Origin of the sequence: Microbacterium sp. SA156, assembly GCF_049065455.1 — a bacterium.
Classification (GTDB): domain Bacteria; phylum Actinomycetota; class Actinomycetes; order Actinomycetales; family Microbacteriaceae; genus Microbacterium; species Microbacterium barkeri.
Map to the genome: position 1 here is coordinate 20,366 of NZ_JBAKGU010000018.1, position 23,492 is coordinate 43,857.

The window sequence follows — 23,492 nt, forward strand, 5'->3', positions numbered from 1 at the left end:
CTCCTCCCCCGCGCCGCTCACAGCGCCTCCGCGAGCGCGGATCCGGCCGCGCGCAGGTGCGTCGCGGGGTCGGCGATCGCCGCCTCGGATGACCCCGCGAGCTCGGTGAGCGAGAGGGCGCGCCAGAGCGCCGACGTGTCGGCGGCGATGCGCCCGGCCACGATCGCGACGCGTGCGCCCGCGGCCTCGGCCAGAGCCGAGACGTGCGCGGGCGCCTTGCCCGAGGCGGACTGGCCGTCGTACGAGCCCTCGCCCGTCACGACGAGATCGGCACCGGCGATCGCGTCGCCGAGGCCGGTGAGCTCCGCCACGCGCTCCGCTCCCGGGACGATCTCGGCGCCCCACACGAGCAGCCCGTAGCCCGCGCCGCCCGCGGCGCCCGCGCCGGCCTCCTCCGGGTCGGCGACGCGCGCGAGCGAGCCGGCGACAGTGTCGCCGCTCACGCCGCGCAGCACCTCGACAAGGCGCGCGAGACCCGCGTCCGCGCGCGCGACGCCCTCCTCGTCGAGGCCCTTCTGCGGGCCGAACACGGCCGCCGCGCCCCGGCCGCCGAGGAGCGGGTTCGTGACGTCGCAGAGCACCTGGACCCCGCCCTCCGGCAGCGGGCGCAGCCGCGAGAGGTCGACCTTCGCGACGTCGTCGAGGCCCGATGCCCCGGGCGCGATCGACGTGTCGAACGGGTCCGTGAAGCGCGCGCCGAGTGCGGTGAGCAGGCCCGTTCCGCCGTCGGTCGAGGCGCTCGAGCCGATGCCGAGGACGAGCTGCGAGACGCCCGCGTCCAGGGCGGCCGCGATCGCCTGCCCGAAGCCGAGCGTCGACGCCTCCCACGGGCGACGTGCGTCGCCCAGCAGCTCGATGCCCGAGGTCGATGCGAGCTCGACGACGCCGATGCCGCCCGGGGCGGCGTCGGTCGCGGGCAGCCGCAGCCACGACGCGTCGACGGCGAACCCCGACGGCCCGGTCACGCGGATGGGCACGCGCACGGCTCCGGGGACGGCCTCCGCGAACGCGGCGAGGGTGCCCTCGCCGCCGTCGGCCATCGGCCGCGCGACGATCTCGTCGTCGGGGCGCACCGCTGTCCATCCCGCGGCGAGCGCCGCGGCGACGTCGGCCGCCGCGATCGTGCCCTTGAAGCTGTCCGGTGCGATGACGATGCGAGCCATGCCCCCATCCTCCCGCATCCGCGGAGCGCGCACGGACCGCGGCCATCCGCCGTCGCGCGGTCAGCGCATGGTCGCGCGCAGCCGCGCCTTCTCGGCCTCGACGTCGAAGTCGGCGGTCGGCCACTGCGGGTCGATCTGCTCGAGCGTCTCGAGGAGAAGCTCCTGCACGGCGAGCCGCGCATACCACTTGCGGTTCGCCGGGACGACGTACCACGGGGCCTCAGGGGTCGAGGTGCGGTCGAAGACCGTCTGATACGCCTCCTGGTACGCAGGCCACTGCGCGCGCTCGTCGACGTCGCCGGGGTTGTACTTCCAGTGCTTGTCCGGGCGCTCGAGGCGCTCCATCAGCCGTTCGCCCTGCTCGTCGTAGGAGATGTGCAGCATGACCTTCACGATGCGCGTGCCCTGCTCGACGAGGCGCTTCTCGAACGCGTTGATCGCGTCGTAGCGCCGCTCGATCTCGTCCGCCGGCGCGAGGGCGCGGACCCTCCCGATGAGCACGTCCTCGTAGTGCGAGCGGTCGAAGACCCCGATGAAGCCCGGGCGCGGCACGCGCTGCTCGATGCGCCAGAGGAAGTCGTGCTCGAGCTCCTCGGGTGACGGCGCCTTGAAGGCGACGAGCTCGATCCCCTGCGGATCCACGCCGCCGACGACGTGGCGCACGATGCCGCCCTTGCCCGCCGAGTCCATCGCCTGCAGGACGAGCAGCACGCTGTCGCGGCCGTCGCCGCCGTGGCTCTCGGCGTAGAGGCGCTCCTGGTACTCGGCCAGCTGCGTCAGACCGGAGGCGAGGTCGACAGCGCCGTCCTTCTTGTCGCCCGCGTAGCCCGGGGTCGCGTCCGGATCGAGATCGGCCAGGCGGAACCCCGCCGGCGCTCGGAGCGCGGTCAGCGCGTCCTCGGTCCACTTCACCTGGCTCTTCGCGATCATGGTCCCCATCCTGCCGCGCGCGGTCGCCGCGGCGCCAGGGCGGGTCAGCGCGCGAGCGGAACCTCGATGATCCGGCGGCGGCCGACGGTCGAGGTGAGCGCCTGATCGAGCGCGCCGCGCGTCGTGACGCGGTGGTGCTCCCACCCGTACGCCGCGGCGAGCTGCTCGATGCGGGCGGACTGCGGCGTGTAGAGCACGCGCGTCATGTCCTCGTCGGAGGCCGTCGCCGCGACCTCGAGCCCGTCGAAGATCGTTCCGCCGCGGTCGTTGCCGACGATCACCTGCACACGCGGCTCGTCCTCGAAATCGGGCAGGAGGAGCGCGCCGGCGTCGTGGAGGAACGCGAGATCGCCGAGGAGGACGCGGGTGACGCCCGGCCGGTCCGGGCCCTGGCTCGCGAGCGCGACGCCCATCGCCGTCGCGACCGTGCCGTCGATGCCGGCGAGCCCGCGGTTCGCGTGCACGGGCACCTTCTTGCCGGGCAGCAGCGCGTCGGCCACGCGCACGAGCCGCGACGACCCGAAGACGAGCCGGTCGTGCGGCCAGGTCGCCGCCCAGACCGCCGACACGAGCTGCGCACGGTCGAGGGGCCGCCGCACGGCGTCGAGCTCCGCGCGCACGGCGTCGAGGCGCTCGTGCGGATCCGCCGAGCGCAGCCCGGGCAGGTCGGGCGCCGGCGCGTCGAGGTCGGCGGCATGCGCGTGCGAGAAGCGCATCCACGCGCCCAGCCACGCGTCGTCGACGGGTCCGTCCTCGACCGCGACGGCATCGGCGGGGCGCGTGCGGCCGTTGAGGTTCAGCTCCTCGCCCCCACGGCGGACGGCCACGACGTCGACCGCGGGGTCGGACAGGAGCGCGGCGACCTCGCGGCTCAGGGTCGGATGGCCGAGCACGACCGCCCGCTCGACGCAGCCGCCCAGCTCAGGATCCCGCAGCGCAGCGCGGTAGCCGTGGATGATCCGCCGGCCGAACCGCGCGCCGCTCACGATCTCCGCGACGAGCGGCCAGCCCGCCTCGTGCGCGAGCTGCTCGGCGTCGGCGCCCGCACCCTCGCCCGCGACGACGATCGTCCGCGGGCCGCGCGGCAGGACCGTCGTCGTGCGCGCGCGTGCGCTCGGGGGGACGTCTGCCGACGGCCCCGGCTCCCCGTCCGGCTCCGGGATGGCGCCCGCGAGCGGCTCGCGGTACGGCAGGTTCAGGTGAACAGGGCCCGGCACGGCGTCCCCCGCCCGCCCCGTCGCGTGCGCGAGCGCGAGCGCCGCGAGCCGCGCCATCCGCTCGCCCTCGCCATCCGCGCCCGTCGGCGTCTCGGCATCCGTCGCGAACCGCGCGAGCGCGTCGAAGAGGCCCGGCTGCCGCGTGGTCTGGTTCGCGCCGACGCCGCGCAGCTCGGGCGGCCGATCCGCGGTGAGGAGGAGCAGGGGCACGCCCGAGTGGTGCGCCTCGAGGGCGGCCGGGAGGAGGTTCGCGACCGCCGTGCCCGACGTGCAGACGACCGCAGCGGGCACGCCGAGCTCGCGGCCGATGCCGAGCGCCGTGAACCCCGCGACGCGCTCGTCGATGCGGACGTGCAGGCGGATGCGCCCCTCGCGCTCGAGACGCGCCGCGGCGAGCGCGAGCGCCTGCGACCGCGACCCCGGGCTCAGGACGACGTGCGAGACCCCGCCGCGGACGAGCTCGTCGAGCAGCCGCCACGCGGCCGCGGAGGCCGGGGAGGCGATGGCGTCCGGCATGTCAGCGGAGGCGTCCGTCGCCGTCGGGATCGTCGCGCTTGTCGTCGCGGGTCGGGTCGTCCTCGGCGTCGAGCCGGGCGAGCTCCTCCTCGAGCTGGCGGATGCGCTCGTCCTGGTCGGGGATCGGACGCACGGTGCCGAGGAAGGTCGGGTCGTCATCCGGCGCGATCGGGCGCTGGCGCTGCGCGTCGGGGCGCGTGCGCCCGATGACGAACCAGAGGATGCCGCCGATGACGGGGATGAGGACGACGATGGCGATCCATGCGCGCTTCGAGACGCCGCGGTGACGCGACGGCGGCTGCACCGAGCAGTCGACGATGCTGAACACCCAGAACACAGCAGCGGCGACCGCCAGGACGATGAGAGCGCGGGCCATCCTCACATCCTAGGCGGGGGAACCGGGAGCGGCCCGGGTGCCCCGGATTCCCTCAGACGACGCTCCGTAGGATGTCAGCGTGAAGATCCGGTCTGTCGTCGTCTACTCGGTGCTGCGTCTGCTCGCGTTCCTCGTGCCGTTCGGCGTGCTGATGATCTTCCCCGTCTTCCAGCAGCTGTGGTGGCTCGCGGCGATCTTCGCGGCGCTCATCGGGCTGAGCCTGTCGATCCTCCTCCTGCGCCGCCCGCTCGACGACGTCTCGACCGGCCTGTACACGTCGCGCCAGGAGAAGCAGTCGCGCCGCCGCTCCGCCGCCGAGCTGGACGCCGAGGCCGAGGACTCCGCCACCGGCGCGTGACGCGCCCCACGGCGTCCCGGCGGTGGGTGTCTCACGCCAGGCCGTGCATGTCTCACGCAGGCCGTGCATGTCTCACTCCGGGCCGGAAAGGCCCGGTCTAAGCCGCAGCGAGTGAGACATGCAGAGTGGGGGTCTCACTCCAGGCCGTGCATGTCTCACTGCCTGCCGGAAAGACCCGGGCTAAGCCGCGGCCAGTGAGACATGCAGAGTGGGAGTCTCACGCCAGGCGGTGCATGTCTCACACTCTGCGTGAAAGGCCCGGGCTAAGCCGCGGCGAGTGAGACATGCGGATGGGCTCAGCCGACGAAGGCCCAGGCGAGGAAGGCGCCGTACGCGAGCGACCCGAGCGACGTGAGGGCGAGCGCGAGGATGAGCTCGCGCGCGGTCTGATACGTCCACACGATGAGGATGGCCGGCCCGACCGCCAGGAGCGCGAGCAGCGCGAGCCACGCGATCGGATAGAAGAACGCGAGGTACACGGCGATCGCGAACGCGAGCGCGACGAGCGCCGTGAAGAGCGCCTGCGTCGCGCGCTTGCCGATGAGCACCGTGAGCGTCCGCTTGCCGGCCGCGCGGTCCTGGTCGATGTCGCGGAGGTTGTTCGCGAGAAGCACGGCGCACGCGAGGAAGCCCGCCGCCACGGCGCCGAACCACGCCTCCTGCGGGAGGGCGAGCGCCTGCACCCACGTCGTCCCGAGCGTCGCGACGAGCCCGAAGAACACGAAGACGAACACCTCGCCGAGAGCGTTGTAGCCGTAGGGGCGCTTGCCGCCCGTGTAGAACCAGGCGGCGACGATGCAGACCGCGCCGACCGCGAGCATCCACCACTGCTGCGTGCGGATGACGATGGCGAGCCCGGCCGCCGCGGCGATCCCGAAGAAGACGAGGGCGACGACGAGCACCGACTTCGCGGACACGCGTCGCGACGCGGTGAGCCGTGCTGGGCCGACGCGGTGGTCATCCGTGCCGCGGACGCCGTCGGAGTAGTCGTTGGCGAAGTTCACGCCGATCTGCAGCGCGACCGCGACGACGAGGCACGCGAGCGCGATGACCCAGTGGAAGAGGTCGCCGACGAGAACGGCGGCGCCGGTTCCGATGACAACCGGGGTGATCGCGAGCGGCAGCGTGCGCAGTCGCGCCGCGCCGATCCAGTCTCCGAGCGTGACGGGCTTCGGCGGAGGGGCGACGACGCTGCCGCGCTTCGCCGGGTTGCCGCTGACGTTCTTCCTGCGGTTCTTCGCCTGTGCCACGGCTTCCGATCCTACGACGCAGGCTCGCCCTGCCCGCGCACGAGGCTCCGGATGGCCTGACGGTCGGGCTTGCCGGAGGCGAGCCGCGGCAGCGCGTCGACGAGGACGAGGCGCGAGGGCCTGGCCGGCTTCCCGACGGCCGCGGCGACGGCCGCGCGCACGACGTCGAGCGACGGCGCGTCCCCCGTTCTGCGCGTCGCGACGACGACGGGCGTCTCTCCCCAGCGCTCGTCGGGCGCGCCGACGACGACCGCGTCAGCGAGACCGGGAAGCTCGCGGACGGCGCGCTCGACGCGGTCGAGCGAGACGTTCACGCCACCGGAGACGATGACGTTGTCGATCCGGCCCGTGACCGACACCGCGCCATCCGCGACCGCTCCCGCGTCGCCCGTCCGGTACCAGCGGATGCCGTCGCCATCCGTCGCGAAGGTGCGCGCCGTGAGCTCGGCGTCGAGGTAGCCGTCCGCGAGCACGGGGCCCGCGATCCGCAGCTCGCCGCCGACCTCGGCGACGCGGACGCCGTCGAGCGGCACGCCGTCGTACACGCAGCCGCCGCTCGTCTCGGTCGACCCGTAGGTGCGGACGATCCGCGCACCGAGCTCGGCCGCGCGCTCGCGCAGGGCGACCGGCAGCGCCTGCCCGCCGACGAGGATGGCCTCGAACGACGCGAGCGCGCGCTGCACCTCGGCGCTCTCGACGGCGGCATCGACGAGGGTCTGCAGCTGCGCGGGCACGAGGGACGTGTAGGTCGGCACGCGCTCGCCGCCGCGCGACGATCGCATGCCCGAGACGACATGCGCGAAGGCCTGCGCGGAGAACCGCCCGGACAGCACCGCAGGCTCGGTGCCCTCGACAAGCCCGCGCACGAGCACCTGGACGCCGGCGATGTACGTCGGCGCGAGGGGCAGCAGCCACTGCCCCGCGCCGATCCGCTCGCGCGTCGCGAGGGCGCTCGCGGTGAGCGCGTGCCGCGACAGGACGACGCTCTTCGGGACCCCCGTCGAGCCCGAGGTCGTGAGGACGACCGCGGTGCCCGCCGGGACATCCGCGGGCAGGCCATCCGCCGCCCCCACGGCGATCGCGGGGCCCGCCCCGAGCGCGCTGCGCAGAGCCCGCAGGAGGTCGCGCGGGTCGTCGCCCGCGAAGCGCTCGAGCTTCACCGCGCCATCCGGATCAGAAGTGCCACGGGAACGGCGCCCAGTCGGGATCCCGCTTCTCGAGGAACGCGTCGCGGCCCTCGACCGCCTCGTCGGTGCCGTAGGCGAGACGCGTCGCCTCGCCCGCGAAGAGCTGCTGCCCGACGAGGCCGTCGTCGACCGCGTTGAAGGCGAACTTCAGCATGCGGATGGCCGTGGGCGACTTCCCGAGGATGGTCCGGGCCATCGCGATCGCCTCGCGCTCGAGCTCCGCGTGCGGGACGACGCGGTTGACTGCGCCCATCTCGTACGCCCGCTGCGCCGAGTAGGTCTCGGCGAGGAAGAAGATCTCGCGCGCGAACTTCTGGCCGATCTGCCGCGCGAAGTACGCCGAGCCGTATCCCGCATCGAACGAGCCGACGTCGGCATCCGTCTGCTTGAACTTCGCGTCCTCCGACGCGATCGAGAGATCGCACACGACGTTGAGGGAGTGCCCGCCTCCTGCGGCCCAGCCGGGGACCACGGCGATGACGACTTTCGGCATGAAGCGGATGAGCCGCTGCACCTCGAGGATGTGAAGCCGCCCCGCGCGCGCGGAGTCCGTGACCGACGTCTCGTCCTCGGAGTACTTGTACCCGTCGCGGCCGCGGATGCGCTGATCCCCGCCCGAGCAGAACGCCCATCCGCCGTCCTTCGGGCTCGGGCCGTTGCCCGTGAGGAGCACGACGCCGATGCGCGGGTCGGTGCGCGCGAGGTCGAGAGCGCGGTAGAGCTCGTCAACCGTCGCCGGACGGAACGCGTTGCGCACCTCCGGCCGGTCGATCGCGATCCGCGCGATGCGGCCGTCCTTCGACACGTGCGCCGTGATGTCCCGGTAGTCCTCGGAGCCGGGCGCGGCGTCCCACTCGGCGGGGTCGAACAGGTCGGATACGAAGGCGTCGCTCACGTGGTCCAGCCTATTCCGGGGCCCGGGGAGGCGGTTCGCCGCGTTTCGCGGCGAACGGGCTCGGGTTCGCCGCGTTTCGCGGCGAACCCGTCCCGCCTCAGCCGTTCTTCGCGTCGCGCCAGGAGAGCCAGCGGCGCACGAGGTCGAAGTCGAGCTCGGGGCCGCTGATCCCGAGCGTGAACAGGCGCACGCCGGCCGCGAAGAGCTCATCGGCCTTCGCCTCGTCGCGCCCCTTGAGCTCGTTCGAGACGACGAGCTGCGACAGGTCGCGCTCCTCCTTCTCCCCCCAGCTCGCGAGCACATCGAGCTTGCGCGCGAGCTCCTCGCCCTCCGTGAAGCTGTGCCAGATGTCCGCGTGCCTCGCGACGAGGCGCAGCGTCTTCTGCTCGCCCTTGCCGCCGATGAGCACGGGGATCCGCCGCGTCGGTTCCGGGTTGAGCGCGTCCCAGCGGCGCTCGATCCGCTCCATCCCCGCGGCGAGGTCCTTCAGGCGCGTGCCCGGGGTGCCGAACTCGTAGCCGTACTCGTCGTAGTCGCGCTCGAACCATCCGGCTCCCGTGCCGAAGATGAAGCGCCCGGTCTCGCCGCCCTTCGCGGAGATGTGGTCGACGGTCCGGGCCATGTCGGCCTGGAGATCCGCGTTGCGGTACGAGTTGCAGTTCACGAGGCAGCCGAACTCGACGCGCTCGGTCTGCTCGGCCCACGCCGCGAGCATCGTCCAGGCCTCGAAGTGCGTGCCTTCGGGGTCGCCCGAGAGCGGGAAGAAGTGGTCCCAGTTGAAGAGGATGTCGACGCCCATGTCCTCGAGGCGGGAGACCGCGTCGCGGATCGTGGCGTAGGAGGAGTGCTGCGGCGCGATCTGGACGCCGAGTCGGACCGGGGTGTCGAGAAGAGGCATGTGGCCAGCCTATGGGCGCGCGGATGGTGCGGGCTCGGACGGCAGGCCGCTCACGGGAGCTTGGCGCGCGCCTCTCTCCGGACGGAAGCCGGGAGGCGCTCCCCGACCCGCTCCAGGAAGGCCCGCACCGCGTCCGGCGCGGCGGCCCCGGCGTGCTTGAGGGCGATGCCGACCGGCTTCGAGACGAGCGGATCGGGGTCGTCCGCGAGCAGCTCGGCGAGGCGGAGGAGGTCGTCGATGCCCGCAGGGTGCGGCGGTCGCGTGTACGCGAGCGGCGCGGTCATGGCCGTGCGCCGCCGGAGCGGGTCCGGCGACGCCGCGAGATCGAAGAGGATGTCACGCGGGCGCTCCCGCAGGAACCCTCCGACGACGCGCGGCGCCGCGCGGTCGACCATGTCCCACGAGTCGATGCGATCATGCCGGTCGAGGTAGAGACGGAAGCATGACGCCCGGTCGGCGTCGGCCATGCGCGGAGATCGGACGGCGAAGTCCAGGACGCAGAAGGCCGCCAGGCGCGCCTCGTAGGGATCCTCGTCGAGCAGCCGGCCGATCTCATCGAGCGGCAGCGCGGCGAAGGCCTTCGCGATGTCGAAGACCGTGCCCATCCGCACGCCCATGACCCGGGCGTCGCCGCGGTAGTGGCGGTTCGGGTGCGCGAGAGGATCCGCCGCCGCCTCGAGCTCGGCGACGAGGGCATCGGCAGTCAGCGCCATGCGGGCATGGTACCGGTCGCCCGTGCACCGGAGGGGCGCCCCGCCCGCTGGCGAGGCGCCCCTTCTCAGTCAGCGCGCTGCGCGACGGGCCTTCACGAAGCCGTCGACGATCGACCACCCCGCGACGGCGATGATCACGACCCCGAGGACCGCCTTCGTGACCGGGAGCGCCGCGCCCGGCAGGAACGTCGCGGTGAACGCGGGGCTGAGCAGACCGTCCTGCACGAGCAGCACGAGGGCCGGCACCGCGAAGGCGAGAGCGGCGACCGCGTTCAGCGCGGCAAGCGCGCTCGTCCACCGCCCCTTCGCGTACACCGCGATCGCGACGAGCGCCGACAGCACGAGGGTCGCGAACAGCCACGCGATCCCCCAGGGCCACAGTCGCTGGTCGAGCACAGGCATCCATCGCTCGGGCGTCCGCGCGAACCCGACCGCGCTGTCCCAGAGGATGGCCCCCGCGAGCGCGCCGAGCAGGACGAGCGACGCGATGAGGTCGCTGCGCCCCGTGCCGTCGCCGCCCGGCTCGGGCAGCTGATCGACGCTCCACCGCACGCCGGTGTCGGTGCCCGTGCGCTCGAGGATCGCGAACACGAGCGTCGTCCAGAACGCGACATGGACCCCCACGGAGAGGCCGAGCGCGATCGACCCGCCGATCACCTCCCCGATGAGGTTCGCGCTCGCGTCCAGGCCGGCCGCGCGCCTCGTGAGCACGAGGGCGATCGCATGGCCGACCATGGCGCACGGGATGACGATCCACAGCAGGAGCTTGAGGAGCCGCCACCACACGAGGTAGTAGCGCGGGCCGATGAGCTGCAGGGGCCGGTCGGCGTAGCGCGCCGCCAGCACGTCGGGGTCGCCGAGCTCGGTGAGCACGGCGCGCTCGGCGTCGACGAACGGCTGTCCCGCGTCGACGCGCGCGTCGATCGCGTCGGCGATCGACGCCTGGAGCTCATCGCGGACGTCGGCCTGGGCGGTGGGCGGAAGCGTGCGGATGGCGGCGGCGATGTACCGCTCGGTGTAGCCGGTCATGTCAGTCCTCCGAGGAGTCGGTGAGGGAGGTGATGGAGGCGGTGAGCGCGCGCCACTCGCCGGTGAGGGTCTCGGCGAGGCGGATGCCCGCCGCCGACGTGCGGTAGAACTTGCGCGGCCGCGCCTCGTCGGTGTTCCACTCGCTCGTGAGGTGTCCCTGCTTCTCGAGGCGACGCAGCAGCGGGTACAGGGTGTTGGCGTCGGTCGCGAAGCCGTGGCGTTCGAGGTCTTCAAGCAGCCCGTACCCGTAGCCCGCGTCCCGCAGGAGCTGCAGGCACGCGAGCACGATCGTGCCGCGCCGGAGCTCCTGCAGGTGCGTCTCGAAAGCCTCGTTCTCGCTCATGCGATTCACATTACTGTGCGACACACACTATTGCAATAGGCACTACTGACCCGGGTCGCACACGCTGCGTCCCGCGGCGAGGGGCAGGATGGTCCCATGACCGCTCCGCTGCCCCCGCTCGCCGAGATCCTCGCGGGCACGCGCATCGTCTCGCTCCCGCTCGCGACGCGGTTCCGGGGTGTCGACCACCGCGAGGCCGCGCTGTTCGAGGGGCCGGAGGGGTGGGCCGAGTTCTCCCCCTTCCTCGAGTACGACGACGAGGAGGCGAGCACCTGGCTCGCGGCGGCGATCGACTTCGCCTGGAACCCGCAGCCCGCGGCGCATCGATCCTCGATCCCCGTCAACGCGACGGTGCCCGCCGTCGCCGCCGCAGACGTCGCGGCCATCCTCGCCCGCTACGACGGATGCCGCACCGCGAAGGTCAAGGTCGCCGAGCGCGGGCAGACGCTCGACGACGACATCGCCCGCGTGAGGGCGGTGCGCGAGGCTCTGGGTGTCGAGGCGCGCATCCGCGTCGACGCGAACGGCGGCTGGAACGTCGACGAGGCCGAGCGCGCCCTCCACGCCCTCTCCGAGTTCGACCTCGAGTACGCGGAGCAGCCGTGCGCGAGCGTCGACGAACTCGCCGAGATCCGACGTCGTCTGCATGACTGGGACATCCCGGTCGCGGCCGACGAGAGCGTGCGGAAGGCGGCCGACCCGCTGCGGGTCGCCCGCGCGGGAGCGGCCGACATCCTCGTCGTGAAGGCGCAGCCCCTGGGCGGCACGAGGCGTGCCCTCGACATCGTGCAGGCGGCAGGGCTCCCCGCGGTCGTCTCGAGCGCCCTCGACACGTCGATCGGCCTCGCGCAGGGCGCGGCCCTCGCCGCAGCCCTCCCCGACCTGGCATACGACTGCGGCCTCGGCACGGCCGCACTGCTCGCGGCCGACGTCGTCGATCCGCGCCTCGTCCCCTCAGGCGGCGCGATCCCCGTCACCCGGCCGGAACCGGATCCCTCCCTGCTCGACGCGCACGGGGCATCCGCCGAGCGCGAGCAGTGGTGGCGCTCCCGCATCGCCCGCTGCCACGCGCTCCTGGCGTAGCGGACGCCAACCGCGACCCCAACCACACACCACCCCACCCAGGTCGCAACTTCCGTCCCCACAGGCACCGATACCGACGCCGACTGCGACCCCAACCACACACCACCCCACCCAGGTCGCAACTCCCGTCCCGACCAGCGCCGATACCGACGCCGACTGCGACCTCAACCACACACCACCCCGCCCAAGTCGCAACTTCCGTCCCCACAGACGCCGATACCGACGGAAACCGCGACCCGAACGACGTCGCGGTCGCTCTGCGGACGAGATCAGCCGAGACGCGGCGAGCGCGGCGGCACCGCCATCGGCCGCCCGGCCGATGTGACGAAGAGCGGCACCGCGCGGCGCCCGAGCCCGAGCCGGTACTGCAGCTCGCCCTGGGCGAGTGCAGAGTCGAGCACCTCCGAGTGGGGCGCGAACGCGATACCGCGCTCCGCGGCGAGAAGCCACACCCGCATGAGCGCGCGGCCGACCTCGAACACCGTCTCCGCGGGCAGGCCGAGCGGCGAGTTGAGGATCCGCGTGAGCGCGGCGCCGGTGCCGAGGTCGAGCTCGTCCGACTCGACGACGAGCACGAAGTGGTCCGCGTCGGCGGCCTCCCCTGCGGCCTGCACCGGCACCTCGAGCAGCACGCGGCGCACGAGGTCGCCGCCGATGCGCGCCACCCGGGCCGCGCCGTCGCGCAGCCGGCGGCGCCGCGTGAACGGCGCGGCGAGTGCCGCGAGGTGCGGCGGCAGGAGGAGCACACGGTCGCTCAGCCCGTCGAGGTCATAGCGGGGGTGCTGCGGCGACAGCCTCAGCCAGGAGGCGAGCTCCTCCGCGACGCCGGGCCGGGTGAGCGTGTCGGCTGTGCCCAGTGCCGACAGCCGGCGCAGGTCGCCCGCGGCGATGGGCACGAGCCGGATCCACGGCGGCACGACGGCAGACGCGGCCTCGAGGAAGCCGGGCACGCGCCGCACGGCCCCGCGATAGGTGAGCCGCCGATCCAGAGCCGTGCGCTGCACGGGCACCTCGCCGCCGAGCGCGAGGCGGGCGACCGGGTCGCGGCGCTCGGCGCGGACGATCACCGCGGGGTCCGCGAGGGCCGGCAGGATCTGCACGTCGAGGGCGCGCCCGCGCGCACGCGCCGCGGCGGCGGCGGCCTCGGTCCACGCTCCGAGCGCGAGCACGGTGTCGCGGCCCGTGGGGTCGCCCACGCGGAGCGTGCGGCCCTCCGCGACGCCCAGCTCGATCGCGTCCGAGCGGATACGGGCGTCCCACGGCTGCGTGTTGTGCGCGGACGGCGCGCTCGACGCCGCCGCGACGATGTCGCGAAGATCGGTCATGACTCCTCCAGCCGGCGGCGGTAGAAGGCCGTCCCGTGCAGCGGACGGCCGCCGAGCCGCTCGATGGGTCGGGCCGAGGCCGCGTTCTCGCGCCCGATGTACGTCGTCCGCAGGGTGCGGTAGCCGCCCTCGCGGAGCCGCTCGGCGACGGCGCGCCAGAGGAGCCCGGCGATGCCCCGCCCCTGGCGCTCGGGCACGACGCCGTGGATGACGAGCACGGCGTCGCGGCCGCGCCCGCCGCGCAGCAGTCGAAGGGCCTCGCGCGGCCCGACGCGCCCGCCGGATCCTCTCAGCACGTCGACCGGGTCGGGCACGACGAGCACGAAGCCGACCGGCTCGCCCGTCCGCGCGTCCTCGGCGAAGACCCACAGCCCGGGGTCCATGAGCCCGACGAGCCCGCTCGTCGCGTCGCGCATCTGCGCGCGCGAGATCTCGGTGTAGTACGGCAGCTGCGCGAAGGCGGCGTTGACGAGCGTCCGCAGCCGGGCCACGTCGCGCGCGAACCGCACGCGCGACGCGCGCCGGATCCGGATGCCCGCGGCGGCGAGCTCCTCGGCCGACGGGGCGGATGGCGCGGGAGCGGCATCGAGGTCGGCGATCCAGGTGTCGGATGCGTTCCAGACCGCGAAGCCCGCCTCCTCGTACACGCGCGGGACCCAGTCCGGATTCCAGGCCCCGTCGAAGAAGCCGGGCTCGTCGAATCCGCTCGTGATCACCCCGCCGGTCTGGTTCGGCAGCAGCGAGACGGGGCCGATCACCTCGGCGCTGCCGTCGCGCCGCCCGCGATCCGCGATGAGCTCGAGCAGGGCCCGGAGGTCGTCGGGCGTCGCCGCCCAGGTCGCCCCGAAGAGCGTCGCGCGCGTGCCGAGCTTCTCGTCGAGCGCGCGGTCGGCGTGGATCGTCGTGCGCCCCACCGTCTCGTCGCCGCGGCGTGCGAGGAGCAGCTCGGTGCGGCCATCCGCCGCCGCCGACCCGTCGAACCACGCGCGCACGACGTCCTCGAGGAGCGGCACCGCGAGGTGCGCGGGGTCGCCGCGGCGCGACACCGCGAGGAACTCCTGCAGCTGCGCCTCGGTATCGACCCGCTCGAGGCGCAGCCGCTCCCCGTCGTCGCCGCCTGGGCCATCCGCCCGGACGTGCGCGGGCGCCTGCGCGGCCGCCGATGCCTGGCGCGCGAGCTCGCCGTGCGAGGAGAAGATCCGGATGAAGCCGCCCGTCGCGTTGACCGTGTCGCGGACGATCCACTGCATGAGGTGGCGATGCTCCGGCATGCGCGCGAAGCGCATCATGTCGTCGCGCGTGCGATAGGTCGCGAGCGTGCCGAGCGTGAACGGCCACTCGGCGTAGACGCCGTGCCACACCGTCCCGGGCATGCGGTGCATCTTCGCGACCATGGGCCACCAGTGCCGGTTCGTGGCGAGCCACGCGAGCGGATGGCGGTAGCGCGTCGCGCCGAGGAACATCGACTCCCCATCGAAGATCGTCCAGCGACGCGGCTCGGGGCGACGGCGCTCCCGTCGCGGACGCCGCACCGGCCCGGCGATCTCGGGCGGCTCCCGGCCGTCGCGCAGCTCGGTGGAGACGGGGTGGAAGCGCTCGTTGTGCGCCATCCCGCCGTCCTCCGCGCGCCACACGCCGTTCGTGTAGCCGCGCGGCTCGGCCACGAGGAGCCGCACGCGCCCGCGGTGCGCGCGGGCGGCGGCCTCGGCGGCCGCGACCGAGGAGAACAGGACGAGCTCGGCGCGGATCGACCCGTCACGCAGTCGGCGCCGCCACGTCACGCCGTCGCGGCGGCCCGCCGCGCACCGGCCCTCGGCGATCACGAGAGCCGCCGCGCGGCCCTGCACGGGGGCGCGGGAGAAGTCCTCGGTGAACACGTCAGCCCTTCACGAGGTAGACGTTCTTGATCTTGGACTCGCCGCCCGCGAACGGTCCCGTGCCGTGCGCGTGCACCTCGACGCGGATGTCGGCGGTCGTCGGGTCCTCCTCGAGCGACTGCGCGAAGTCGCGCGAGACCGCCTCGAGGTGCGCGACGATCCCGCCCCGCGCGGCCTGCGCGAGCTCGTCGCCCTCCGCCGCGTCGAGGGCCGCTCCCTCGCGCAGCTGCACATGCACGAGCGGGCGCTGCTCGTGCGCGCCGATGTCGACGAGCGCGAGCTTGAACGACTCGATCTGCGGCGCGAACCGGTTGTCCCGGTAGAGCCCGTTCTCGATGTCGATCGGATAGAGGTTCGCGCCCATGTACGAGATCGTGGAGTCCTTCCGCCCGAACAGGAAGAGGAACGGCAGGCGCATGCGCTGCACCGCGAACGCCCGGTGGAACGCGCGCTGCAGCTCGGGGTCGAAGGCGAGCGCGTCGAAGACCTCGGGGAGCGAGATGAGCTTCGCCTCGTCGCCGATGTTGTAGCGCAGCTTCGGGCTCATGACGGCGGTCGAGTTGAGCGTGACGACGAGCTCGCCGGCGCCGTTCACCTCGAGGAAGGTCTCGAGCGGGTTGTACTGGAACACCATCGGGATGCGCGTCTCATCCGGCCCGAGCAGCCGCTCGCGCACCCGCTCGTCGGCGTACATCGACCGCCGCAGCCACACCGCGACATCCGATTCCCCGCCCATCCCGATCGTGAGGTCGCTCGCGCCGTATCCCGAGTACACGCGTCCGAAGCAGACCTCGAGGTAGTCGCGCAGGCCCTCCGTCATGGCCTCGCCGCCGACGAACCCGTTCAGCTGGTAGTCGCGCCACGAGAACCACTCCTCGCGGTCGAGCCGGTCGCGGAGGTGCTTGAGGAACGGCGGGTACGCGCTCACGAGATACACGAAGCGCGGCCCGAAGTGGCGGATGGTGTCGACGATCTTGTCGAGGTCGGGCCCGGTGTTCTTCACCATGGCGATCTTCGACATCGCATGGCCGGTGTTCGTCCCCGTCGCCCAGGCACCCATCGAGAACGCGTTGATGCAGAACAGCCGCTTCGAGCCGAACAGGAGCGTCACGTACCCCGCGACGTTGCTGTGGATGGTCTTCAGCTCGTGGCGGCCGCGCATCCAGTTGAACGGCGTGCCCGACGAGCCGGACGACTCGTCGACGACCGTGCCGATCGTCTCGATCTCGCCGTTCCAGCAGCGGTCGTCCTCCGAGTGCGCCGTGACGTAGCCGTGCTTGTCGGTCTCGGGGAAGCTGTCGAGCCGGAACCACCGGAAGCGGAACCCGTGCGCACGGAGGTGACGCTGATAGGCCGGCACGTCGAGGTTCGCGAGCTGGCACATCATCCACGCGTTGAACCTCGCGAACCGCGCCATCCCGGGCTGGAAGTGCCGCGCCGTCCACCGCCAGACCACCGGATGGATGCGGTACAGCTCGTAGAGGTCGGTGATCGCCTTGGCCGAGAGCCGCAGGAGCGTCTGCCGCAGAGCCGAGCCCGGCCCCTCGAGTCCGGCCGGCCCCGGGCCGCTGTGCCTGCGCGTCACGACGCCTCCCCCTCCGTCCGCGCCCGATGCGGACCCCTGGGCAGAAACCTAGCGCCCGGCGGCCCCCGTCTGAAGCACGGTCAGCACCGCTCGATGAGCAGCTGCACGACGCGGCCGACCTCCACGCTCCGCAGCTCGCGCGCGGTGTCCGCGTCGAGGCCCGCGATGGCCGCACGACCCGAGACGTCGCCCCACACGGCGAGGATGATGCGCGCAGCCTCGAGCGAGGTCACACGCAGCTCGAGCCGCTCGTTCTCGACGACCTCCTCGATGAGCTGGACGACCTCGTCGACCATCTCCTGCTCCTGCACCGCGTAGGCGACGGCGAAGTCGCGGTCGCGCATCGCGTGGAGATTGATCTCGTACATGAGGAGCGTGCTCAGCCGGTCGTCGCCGATCACGTCGAGGACGCGGATGATCGCCGCGACGTCGGAGGCCTCGACGCCGATCGTCGCGGCGACGTCGATCTCGGCGACACGCGCCCGCGCCGCGGCCACCCGGTCGCGGGCGACGACCTTCGCGAGCTCGAGGAACATCTCGTCCTTCGTGGCGAAGTTCGAGTAGAACGCGCCGCGGGTGTAGCCCGCCCGCTCGCAGATGCGCTCGACCGACGCCTCGCCGAGCCCCACCTCCGCGAACACCTCGGCAGCCGCCTCCAGCAGCCGCGCGCGCGTGTTCTCGCGGCTCCGCGTCCCGCTCCGCACCTCTTCTGCCACCTCGGCCTCCTCCCGCGGAGCGCGCCATCGGCGCGTCCCGCGCTGTTCACGATCTCACACCCGGGATTCAGCCCGGGACCCTGCTCGGTCGATTACGATACAGTCCTGTATCGGATACAGCGCTGTATCGAAGCCCGTCTGACGTGCCCCCGGAGGCGCCACCGTGTCCACTCTGCTGTTCTCGCTCGGCCGCTGGTCCTTCCGCCACCCCTGGCGCGTCCTCGGCGGCTGGCTGCTCCTCCTCGTCGTCGTGGGGGCGGGTGCCCTCGGCCTGAACCGCGGCTTCGACAACAGCTTCTCGATCCCCGGGACCGAGGGCCAGGAGGGCATCGAGCAGCTGAGCCGCACGTTCCCGCAGGTCTCGGGGACGGCCGCGCAGTTCATCGTCGTGGCCGCCGATGGCGACCGCATCGACGATGCGGCCTACCGGGAGCCGATCGAGGAGAAGGTCGATGAGCTCGCCGACTTCCCGGGGGTCGAGGCGACGACCTCGCCGTACAGCGAGATGGTCGACGGCCTCGTCTCCGACGACGGCGAGGCCGCGATCGTGCAGGTGCAGTTCACCGGCCAGAGCTCGACGATCTCCGATGAGACGAAGGACGGCTTCGCCGACGCCGTGCACGAGCTGCGCGGCGAGCTGCCCGACGGCGCGCGCGTCGCGCTCGGCGGCGACCTCTACGCGACCGAGCTCCCCGCCCTCTCGATCGTCGAGGCCGTCGGCGTCGTCATCGCGCTGCTCGTGCTCATCGTGACGTTCCGCTCGTTCGTCCTCGCTGGCCTCCCCCTCGGCATCGCCCTGCTCGGCGTGGGCGTGTCGATGCTCGGCATCGTGGCGTCGACCGCGTTCGCGACCGTGTCGTCGACGACGCCGATGCTCGCCCTCATGCTGGGGCTCGCGGTCGGCATCGACTACGCGCTCTTCATCGCGGCGCGACACCAGGACCAGGTGCGCAGCGGCGTCGACCCCGAGGAGTCCGCCGCCCGGGCCACCGGCACGGCCGGATCGGCGGTGGTCTTCGCGGGCGTCACGGTGCTCATCGCGCTCGTGGGCCTGGGCTTCGCCGGCATCCCCTTCCTCACGACGATGGGCATCGCCGCCGCCGTCGCGGTCGCGGTCGCCGTGCTCATCGCGGTGACGCTCACGCCCGCCTTCCTGGGGCTCGTGAAGGGCCGGGCTGCCGGCCGGCCGCCCCGGGCCCGACGCGCACGGAAGAGCCCGGCGACCCCGGCGGATGGCGCGGAGCCGGTCCGCGACGCAGGCGCCCGCCCCGGGTTCGCGCTGCGCTGGGTACGCGGAGTCACGCGCCACCCCTGGATCACGACGGTCGCGGTCGTGCTCGGGCTCGGCATCGTCGCCATCCCGTCGGCCCAGCTCGGCCTCGCGCTGCCGAACGCGGGCGTTCTGCCCGAGGACAGCGAGGCGCGGCAGAGCTACGACCTCGTCGGCGAGCACTTCGGCGAGGGGTTCAACGGGCCCCTCATCCTCACCGGCACGATCGTGACGTCGGACGACCCGCTCGGCCTCATGGAGGATCTCGCCGACGAGGTCGAGCAGATCGACGGCGTCGCCCGGGTCGCGCTCGCGACCCCCAACGAGACCGCCGACACGGGCATCGTCCAGATCATCCCCGAGACCGGGCCATCCGACCCCGCGACGAGCGAGCTCGTGCGCGAGCTGCGCGCGCACCACGACGCGTGGCTCGACGAGTACGGCGTCGACTTCGTCGTGACGGGCTTCACGGCGGTCTCGATCGACATCTCCGACCGGCTCGGCGAGGCGCTCCTGCCGTTCGGCGTTTTCGTCGTGGGCCTCTCGTTCGTCCTGCTCATGATCGTCTTCCGCTCGATCTGGGTGCCGCTCAAGGCGACGGCGGGGTACCTGCTGTCGGTCCTCGCCGCCTTCGGCGTCGTCGCCGTCGTCTTCGAGTGGGGCTGGGGCGCCGACCTCCTGCACGTCGCGCGCACGGGCCCCGTGATCGCGTTCATGCCGATCATCGTCATGGGCGTGCTCTTCGGCCTCGCGATGGACTACGAGGTGTTCCTCGTCTCGCGCATGCGCGAGGACTACGTGCACGCCGCGCGGCGACGCGGCCGCACGCGCGAGGTGGCGGTGGGCGCGATCCACACGGGCTTCGCCGCCTCGGCCCGCGTCGTGACGGCCGCCGCGGTCATCATGTTCGCGGTGTTCGCGGCCTTCGTCCCCGAGGGCGACAGCAGCATCAAGCCGATCGCGCTCGCGCTCGCCGTGGGCATCGCCGTCGACGCGTTCCTCATCCGCATGACGCTCGTGCCCGCGGTCCTCGCGCTCCTCGGACGCCACGCCTGGTGGATGCCGGCGTGGCTCGAGCGCGCCCTGCCGCACTTCGACATCGAGGGCGAGGCGGTCGAGCGCGAACGCGAGCTCGCCGACTGGCCGGAGCCCGGCTCGACGGCGGTCGTCGCCGCCGAGGGACTCGTCATCGCCGACGGCGACCGCGCACTCGTGTCCGGCGCCGGTCTGCGCGTCGACCCCGGCGAGGCGCTCGTCGTGACCGCGGACGACCCGGCCCGATCGCGCGCCGTGCTGCTCGCGATCGCCGGCCGCCTGCCGATCGCCGACGGCCGCCTGCGCGTCGCCGGCCATCTCCTGCCAGGACGCGGGGCATGGGTCCGCGGCCATGTCGGCGTCGCCCTCCTCGACGGCGCGGACGACCCGGCCGCCGACCTGCGCGCCGCGCTCTCCGGCGCGACGCGGCTCGTGGTCGTGGACGGCCTCGACACGCTCTCCCCCGCGACCGGCGACCAGGTCGCCGCGCTCCTGCGGGATGCCGCGCACGCGCAGGACCCGACCGCGCCGCTCACCGTCGTCGCCGCGGCGCGCGACTCCCGGGCGGCCCTCGCCCTCCTCGCCGCCGCGGGCTTCCCCGATGGCGGCACCGCAGACATCCGCACGCCCGACGAGACCCTCGAGGTGACCGCATGACGCCCTTCCGGCCATCCGCAGACCGCAGCCGCGTGCGCTGGCTCGCGGTGATCGGTGCGCTCGCGCTGCCCGCCCTGCTCGGCGGCGTGCTCGTGTCGGCGCTCGACGACCCGACCGCGCGACTCGACAACATGACGGCCGCGATCGTGAACGACGACGACGGCACCGAGATCGACGGTCAGACGGTGCCGCTCGGCCGCCAGCTCGCCGCGGGGCTCGTCGAGGGCTCCGACGACCTCGACAGCAACCTCGACTGGGTGCTCTCGAACGAGGACGACGCCGAGGAGGGCCTCGCGGACGGCACCTACCAGGCCGTCGTGACGATCCCCGCCGAGTTCTCGGCCGCGGCGATGTCGTCGGCGCAGTCGCTCTCGGGCGAGGACGAGAAGCCGGAGCAGGCGCTCATCGAGGTCACCACCGCGCCCGACGCCCGGGTCGTCGACGGCGCGATCACGAGCGAGATCGCCTCGGTCGCGGCATCGACGCTCGGCACGACGCTGTCGGAGTCGACGCTCGAGAACGTCTTCGTCGGCTACACGACGCTCGGCGACCAGCTGGGCGAGGCGGCCGACGGCGCCCACGCGCTCGCCGACGGCGCGACGCAGGCGCAGGACGGGGCGACTCAGCTCGCCGACGGAGCGACGCAGGCGCAGGACGGGGCGATGCAGCTCGCGAACGGCGCAGGTCAGGCGCAGGATGGCGCCGTCCAGCTCGCGAACGGAGCCGGAGCGGCCCGCGACGGCGCGACGCAGCTCGCCGATGGAGCGGGCGCCGCGCAGACCGGCGCGACGCAGCTGGCCGACGGCGCGACGCAGGTCGCGGACGGCATCGGCCAGCTCGGCACGGGCGCCGGCGACCTCGCGAACGGCGCCGACCAGCTCGCGACCGGAGCGACCGACGCCTCGGCCGGCGCGACCCGGCTCGCCGACGGAGCGGGCGCGCTCGCGGACGGGGCGACCCAGCTCGCCGCCGGCATCCGGCAGGCGCAGGATGGCGCCGCGCAGATGCAGACGCAGCTGTCCGACGGGGCGGCGGCCCTCACCGCGAGCGGACTCGTGCCCGACGATCTCCTCGCGGCCGCGAGCGGAGCGGCGCAGGCGACGACCGGCGTCTCCGACGGCCTGGACGCCCTCGTCGCGGGCTGCGCGGCCTCGGGAGCGGCGGCGGAGTACTGCGCGCAGCTGTCGGCGATCGCGGGAGCCGCAGACCAGGCCGAGCAGGCCGCGGCCGGCACCTCGGGCGGCCTGTCGGCGTTCGACGCGCAGGCCACGGCGCAGATCGCGGGGCAGCTGCAGGAGGCAGCGGGCGGCGCGGGCGCTCTCGCCGGCGACGAGGGCCTGGGCGCCCTCGCGACGGGCGCCGACGAGCTCGYGTCGGGCGCGAGCGAGCTGCAGACCGGGGCCGGCGCGCTCGCCGACGGGGTCTCGCAGCTCGCGGGCGGCGCCACGCAGCTGGGCGACGGCGCGCGCCAGCTGCAGGGAGGCGCGGCCCCGCTCGCGGATGGCGCGACGCAGCTCGCCACGGGAGCGACCGACCTGTCGGGCGGCATCGGCCAGCTCGCCGGCGGCGCCACCGACCTGTCGGACGGCATCGAGCAGCTCGCGACGGGCGCGGCCGATCTCGGCAGCGGCATCGGGCAGCTCGAGGACGGCGCGACCGACCTCGGCGGCGGCATCGGGCAGCTCGCCGATGGCGCGATCGACCTCGGCGACGGCATCGGCGAGCTGGGGTCGGGAGCGACCACGCTCGGCGACGGGCTGGATCAGGCGACCGAGGCCCTCCCCTCGTACACCGACGAGGAGGCCGCCGACCTCGCCTCGGCGGTCGCGGACCCGGTCGCCTCGAGCGCGTCCGATCTCGAGCTCTTCGGCGCCTCGGCCATCCCGCTCCTCATCGCGGCCGTGCTGTGGTTCGGCGGTCTCGCGACGTTCCTCGCGTTGCGCCCCATCGCCGGCCGGACGCTCACCTCGCGCCGCGCATCGGTCCTGCTGGCGGGCGGCGGACTCCTCCCCGCAGCGGGCATCGGCGCCGCGCAGGGCGTGCTCGTCGCGGGCGTCGTGCAGCTCGCGGCGGGCTACGAGGCGTCGACCTTCTGGGCGCTCCTCGGGCTGAGCGCGCTCGCGGGCGTCGCGTTCGCCGCCGTGCACCAGGCGCTCGTCACGATCCTGGGCGGGGCGGGCCGCTGGATCGCGGCCGTGGCCGGAACGCTCGCGATCGCCACGGGCATCGTGTCGACGACCCCTGGCGTGCTCGGCGACCTCGCCGCCGCCCTGCCGACGGCCCCGGCGCACCGCGCCCTGCTCGCGGTCATCTCCGATGCGCCGGGTGCTGGCGCCGCGATCGCCGGGCTCGTCGTCTGGGCGGTGCTGGCGTTCGCGGCGACCTCGATCGCGGTCGCCGCGCGGCGCACGGTGTCGGCGCGCGCCCTGCTCGCGAGCTGAGCCGGGTGCCGCGACCCCGGGCGGCGCGAGGTCGCGCGGCCTACCCGGGTTCGCCCGACGTCCTTGCCGCGTGCGGCCGCCATCCGCTCGCCTGACCGGCCAGTCGCGGCGAATGTGCAGGGCGCGACGCATCCCCACGCGGATCCGAGGCCGCTATCGTGACCGCATGAACGCCCTGCAGCTGCACACGACCATCCATGCGCGCGGGCCGGCCGCGGCCATCCTGCTCTCGGACGAGCAGGTGGCCGCGCTCGGCTCGGTGAAGAACCCGCCCGTCGTCGTGACGATCGGCGACCGGGTCGCACGGCTGCGCATCGCGCGGATGGGCGGCGAGAACATGCTCGGGCTCAGCAAGGCCGCGCGCGCCGAGCTGGGCGTCGAGATCGGCGACGAGGTCGAGGTCGAGATCGCCCTCGACGCGGCAGAGCGCACGGTCGAGGTGCCGCCCGCGCTCGCCGAGGCGCTCGCGGCGGATCCCGCAGCGAAGGCCGCCTTCGACGCGCTCGCGTACTCGCGCCGCAAGGAGATCGCCCGGTCGATCGCGGAGGCCAAGCAGGAGGCGACGCGCGACCGCCGCCTCGAGAAGGCGCTCGCCGAGCTGCGGGGCTGAACGACAGCACGGCGCCCC

At 73.7% G+C, this 23,492-nt stretch carries 20 protein-coding genes; 5 read left to right on the plus strand and 15 right to left on the minus strand.

Annotated features, from left to right (window positions below; translation table 11 throughout):
- Positions 1-17: 17 nt before the first annotated feature.
- From ACOWU6_RS14700 to ACOWU6_RS14715, 4 genes are read right to left on the minus strand one after another with little or no spacing between them, the layout of a single operon-like run.
- Positions 18-1,163: a glycerate kinase gene (locus ACOWU6_RS14700; RefSeq protein ID WP_421076144.1), complete on the minus strand. Its 1,146-nt coding sequence runs from the start codon at positions 1,161-1,163 to the stop codon at positions 18-20.
- Positions 1,164-1,223: 60 nt separating this feature from the next.
- Positions 1,224-2,093 carry a polyphosphate kinase 2 family protein gene (locus ACOWU6_RS14705; protein WP_324014033.1) on the minus strand — a complete coding sequence of 290 codons (870 nt, stop codon included), beginning with the start codon at positions 2,091-2,093 and terminating at the stop codon, positions 1,224-1,226.
- A 44-nt stretch (positions 2,094-2,137) separates the two neighbouring features.
- Positions 2,138-3,826: a 2-succinyl-5-enolpyruvyl-6-hydroxy-3-cyclohexene-1-carboxylic-acid synthase gene (menD, locus tag ACOWU6_RS14710; protein ID WP_421076145.1), complete on the minus strand. Its 1,689-nt coding sequence runs from the start codon at positions 3,824-3,826 to the stop codon at positions 2,138-2,140.
- A gap of 1 nt (position 3,827) precedes the next feature.
- Positions 3,828-4,202: a PLD nuclease N-terminal domain-containing protein gene (locus tag ACOWU6_RS14715; protein WP_271174574.1), complete on the minus strand. Its 375-nt coding sequence runs from the start codon at positions 4,200-4,202 to the stop codon at positions 3,828-3,830.
- Between the two features lie 79 nt (positions 4,203-4,281).
- Here ACOWU6_RS14715 and ACOWU6_RS14720 point away from each other — a divergent pair, with 79 nt between their 5' ends.
- Positions 4,282-4,560, plus strand: coding sequence for a DUF4229 domain-containing protein (locus tag ACOWU6_RS14720; RefSeq protein WP_324014029.1), 279 nt, complete (start codon positions 4,282-4,284; stop codon positions 4,558-4,560).
- Between the two features lie 296 nt (positions 4,561-4,856).
- On the opposite strand, the gene ACOWU6_RS14725 is transcribed toward ACOWU6_RS14720, so the two are convergent.
- The 7 genes from ACOWU6_RS14725 to ACOWU6_RS14755 form a co-directional block, all read right to left on the minus strand.
- Positions 4,857-5,810, minus strand: a complete 954-nt coding sequence (locus tag ACOWU6_RS14725; RefSeq protein ID WP_421076146.1) for a 1,4-dihydroxy-2-naphthoate polyprenyltransferase — start codon at positions 5,808-5,810, stop codon at positions 4,857-4,859.
- An 11-nt stretch (positions 5,811-5,821) separates the two neighbouring features.
- On the minus strand, positions 5,822-6,970 hold the full coding sequence (locus ACOWU6_RS14730; RefSeq protein WP_421076147.1) for an AMP-binding protein: 1,149 nt from the start codon (positions 6,968-6,970) through the stop codon (positions 5,822-5,824).
- 13 nt (positions 6,971-6,983) lie between these two features.
- Positions 6,984-7,892, minus strand: coding sequence for a 1,4-dihydroxy-2-naphthoyl-CoA synthase (locus ACOWU6_RS14735; protein ID WP_421076148.1), 909 nt, complete (start codon positions 7,890-7,892; stop codon positions 6,984-6,986).
- A gap of 97 nt (positions 7,893-7,989) precedes the next feature.
- Positions 7,990-8,790: an LLM class F420-dependent oxidoreductase gene (locus tag ACOWU6_RS14740; RefSeq protein ID WP_421076149.1), complete on the minus strand. Its 801-nt coding sequence runs from the start codon at positions 8,788-8,790 to the stop codon at positions 7,990-7,992.
- A gap of 50 nt (positions 8,791-8,840) precedes the next feature.
- Entirely contained in the window at positions 8,841-9,503 is a 663-nt protein-coding gene (locus ACOWU6_RS14745) for a DNA alkylation repair protein (RefSeq protein ID WP_282980344.1), read from the minus strand.
- A 69-nt stretch (positions 9,504-9,572) separates the two neighbouring features.
- Positions 9,573-10,532 carry a permease prefix domain 1-containing protein gene (locus ACOWU6_RS14750; RefSeq protein WP_421076150.1) on the minus strand — a complete coding sequence of 320 codons (960 nt, stop codon included), beginning with the start codon at positions 10,530-10,532 and terminating at the stop codon, positions 9,573-9,575.
- A gap of 1 nt (position 10,533) precedes the next feature.
- Entirely contained in the window at positions 10,534-10,875 is a 342-nt protein-coding gene (locus tag ACOWU6_RS14755) for a PadR family transcriptional regulator (RefSeq protein WP_324014015.1), read from the minus strand.
- Positions 10,876-10,971: 96 nt separating this feature from the next.
- On the opposite strand from ACOWU6_RS14755, the gene ACOWU6_RS14760 reads away from it, so the two are divergent.
- A complete protein-coding gene (locus ACOWU6_RS14760) occupies positions 10,972-11,958 on the plus strand; it encodes an o-succinylbenzoate synthase (RefSeq protein ID WP_421076151.1) in 987 nt (328 codons plus the stop codon).
- A 269-nt stretch (positions 11,959-12,227) separates the two neighbouring features.
- On the opposite strand, the gene ACOWU6_RS14765 is transcribed toward ACOWU6_RS14760, so the two are convergent.
- The 4 genes from ACOWU6_RS14765 to ACOWU6_RS14780 all read right to left on the minus strand — a co-directional run bounded on the left by ACOWU6_RS14765 (position 12,228) and on the right by ACOWU6_RS14780 (position 17,461).
- The gene (locus ACOWU6_RS14765; RefSeq protein ID WP_421076152.1) at positions 12,228-13,283 is read right to left on the minus strand and encodes a hypothetical protein; all 1,056 of its coding nucleotides are present in this window, start codon (positions 13,281-13,283) and stop codon (positions 12,228-12,230) included.
- Entirely contained in the window at positions 13,280-15,160 is a 1,881-nt protein-coding gene (locus ACOWU6_RS14770) for a GNAT family N-acetyltransferase (protein WP_421076153.1), read from the minus strand. Before ACOWU6_RS14770 ends, ACOWU6_RS14765 begins: the two co-directional genes overlap by 4 nt.
- Before the next feature lies 1 nt (position 15,161).
- Positions 15,162-16,745: a phenylacetate--CoA ligase family protein gene (locus ACOWU6_RS14775; protein WP_421076154.1), complete on the minus strand. Its 1,584-nt coding sequence runs from the start codon at positions 16,743-16,745 to the stop codon at positions 15,162-15,164.
- A gap of 80 nt (positions 16,746-16,825) precedes the next feature.
- Positions 16,826-17,461: a TetR/AcrR family transcriptional regulator gene (locus tag ACOWU6_RS14780; RefSeq protein WP_421076155.1), complete on the minus strand. Its 636-nt coding sequence runs from the start codon at positions 17,459-17,461 to the stop codon at positions 16,826-16,828.
- A 163-nt stretch (positions 17,462-17,624) separates the two neighbouring features.
- On the opposite strand from ACOWU6_RS14780, the gene ACOWU6_RS14785 reads away from it, so the two are divergent.
- The 3 genes from ACOWU6_RS14785 to ACOWU6_RS14795 all read left to right on the plus strand — a co-directional run bounded on the left by ACOWU6_RS14785 (position 17,625) and on the right by ACOWU6_RS14795 (position 23,474).
- Positions 17,625-20,423, plus strand: a complete 2,799-nt coding sequence (locus ACOWU6_RS14785) for an MMPL family transporter (protein ID WP_421076156.1) — start codon at positions 17,625-17,627, stop codon at positions 20,421-20,423.
- Positions 20,420-22,864, plus strand: a complete 2,445-nt coding sequence (locus ACOWU6_RS14790) for a YhgE/Pip family protein (protein WP_421076157.1) — start codon at positions 20,420-20,422, stop codon at positions 22,862-22,864. Before ACOWU6_RS14785 ends, ACOWU6_RS14790 begins: the two co-directional genes overlap by 4 nt.
- Positions 22,865-23,030: 166 nt before the next feature.
- Complete coding sequence (locus ACOWU6_RS14795) at positions 23,031-23,474, plus strand: YdeI/OmpD-associated family protein (RefSeq protein ID WP_421076158.1); 444 nt, start codon at positions 23,031-23,033, stop codon at positions 23,472-23,474.
- Positions 23,475-23,492: the final 18 nt, after the last annotated feature.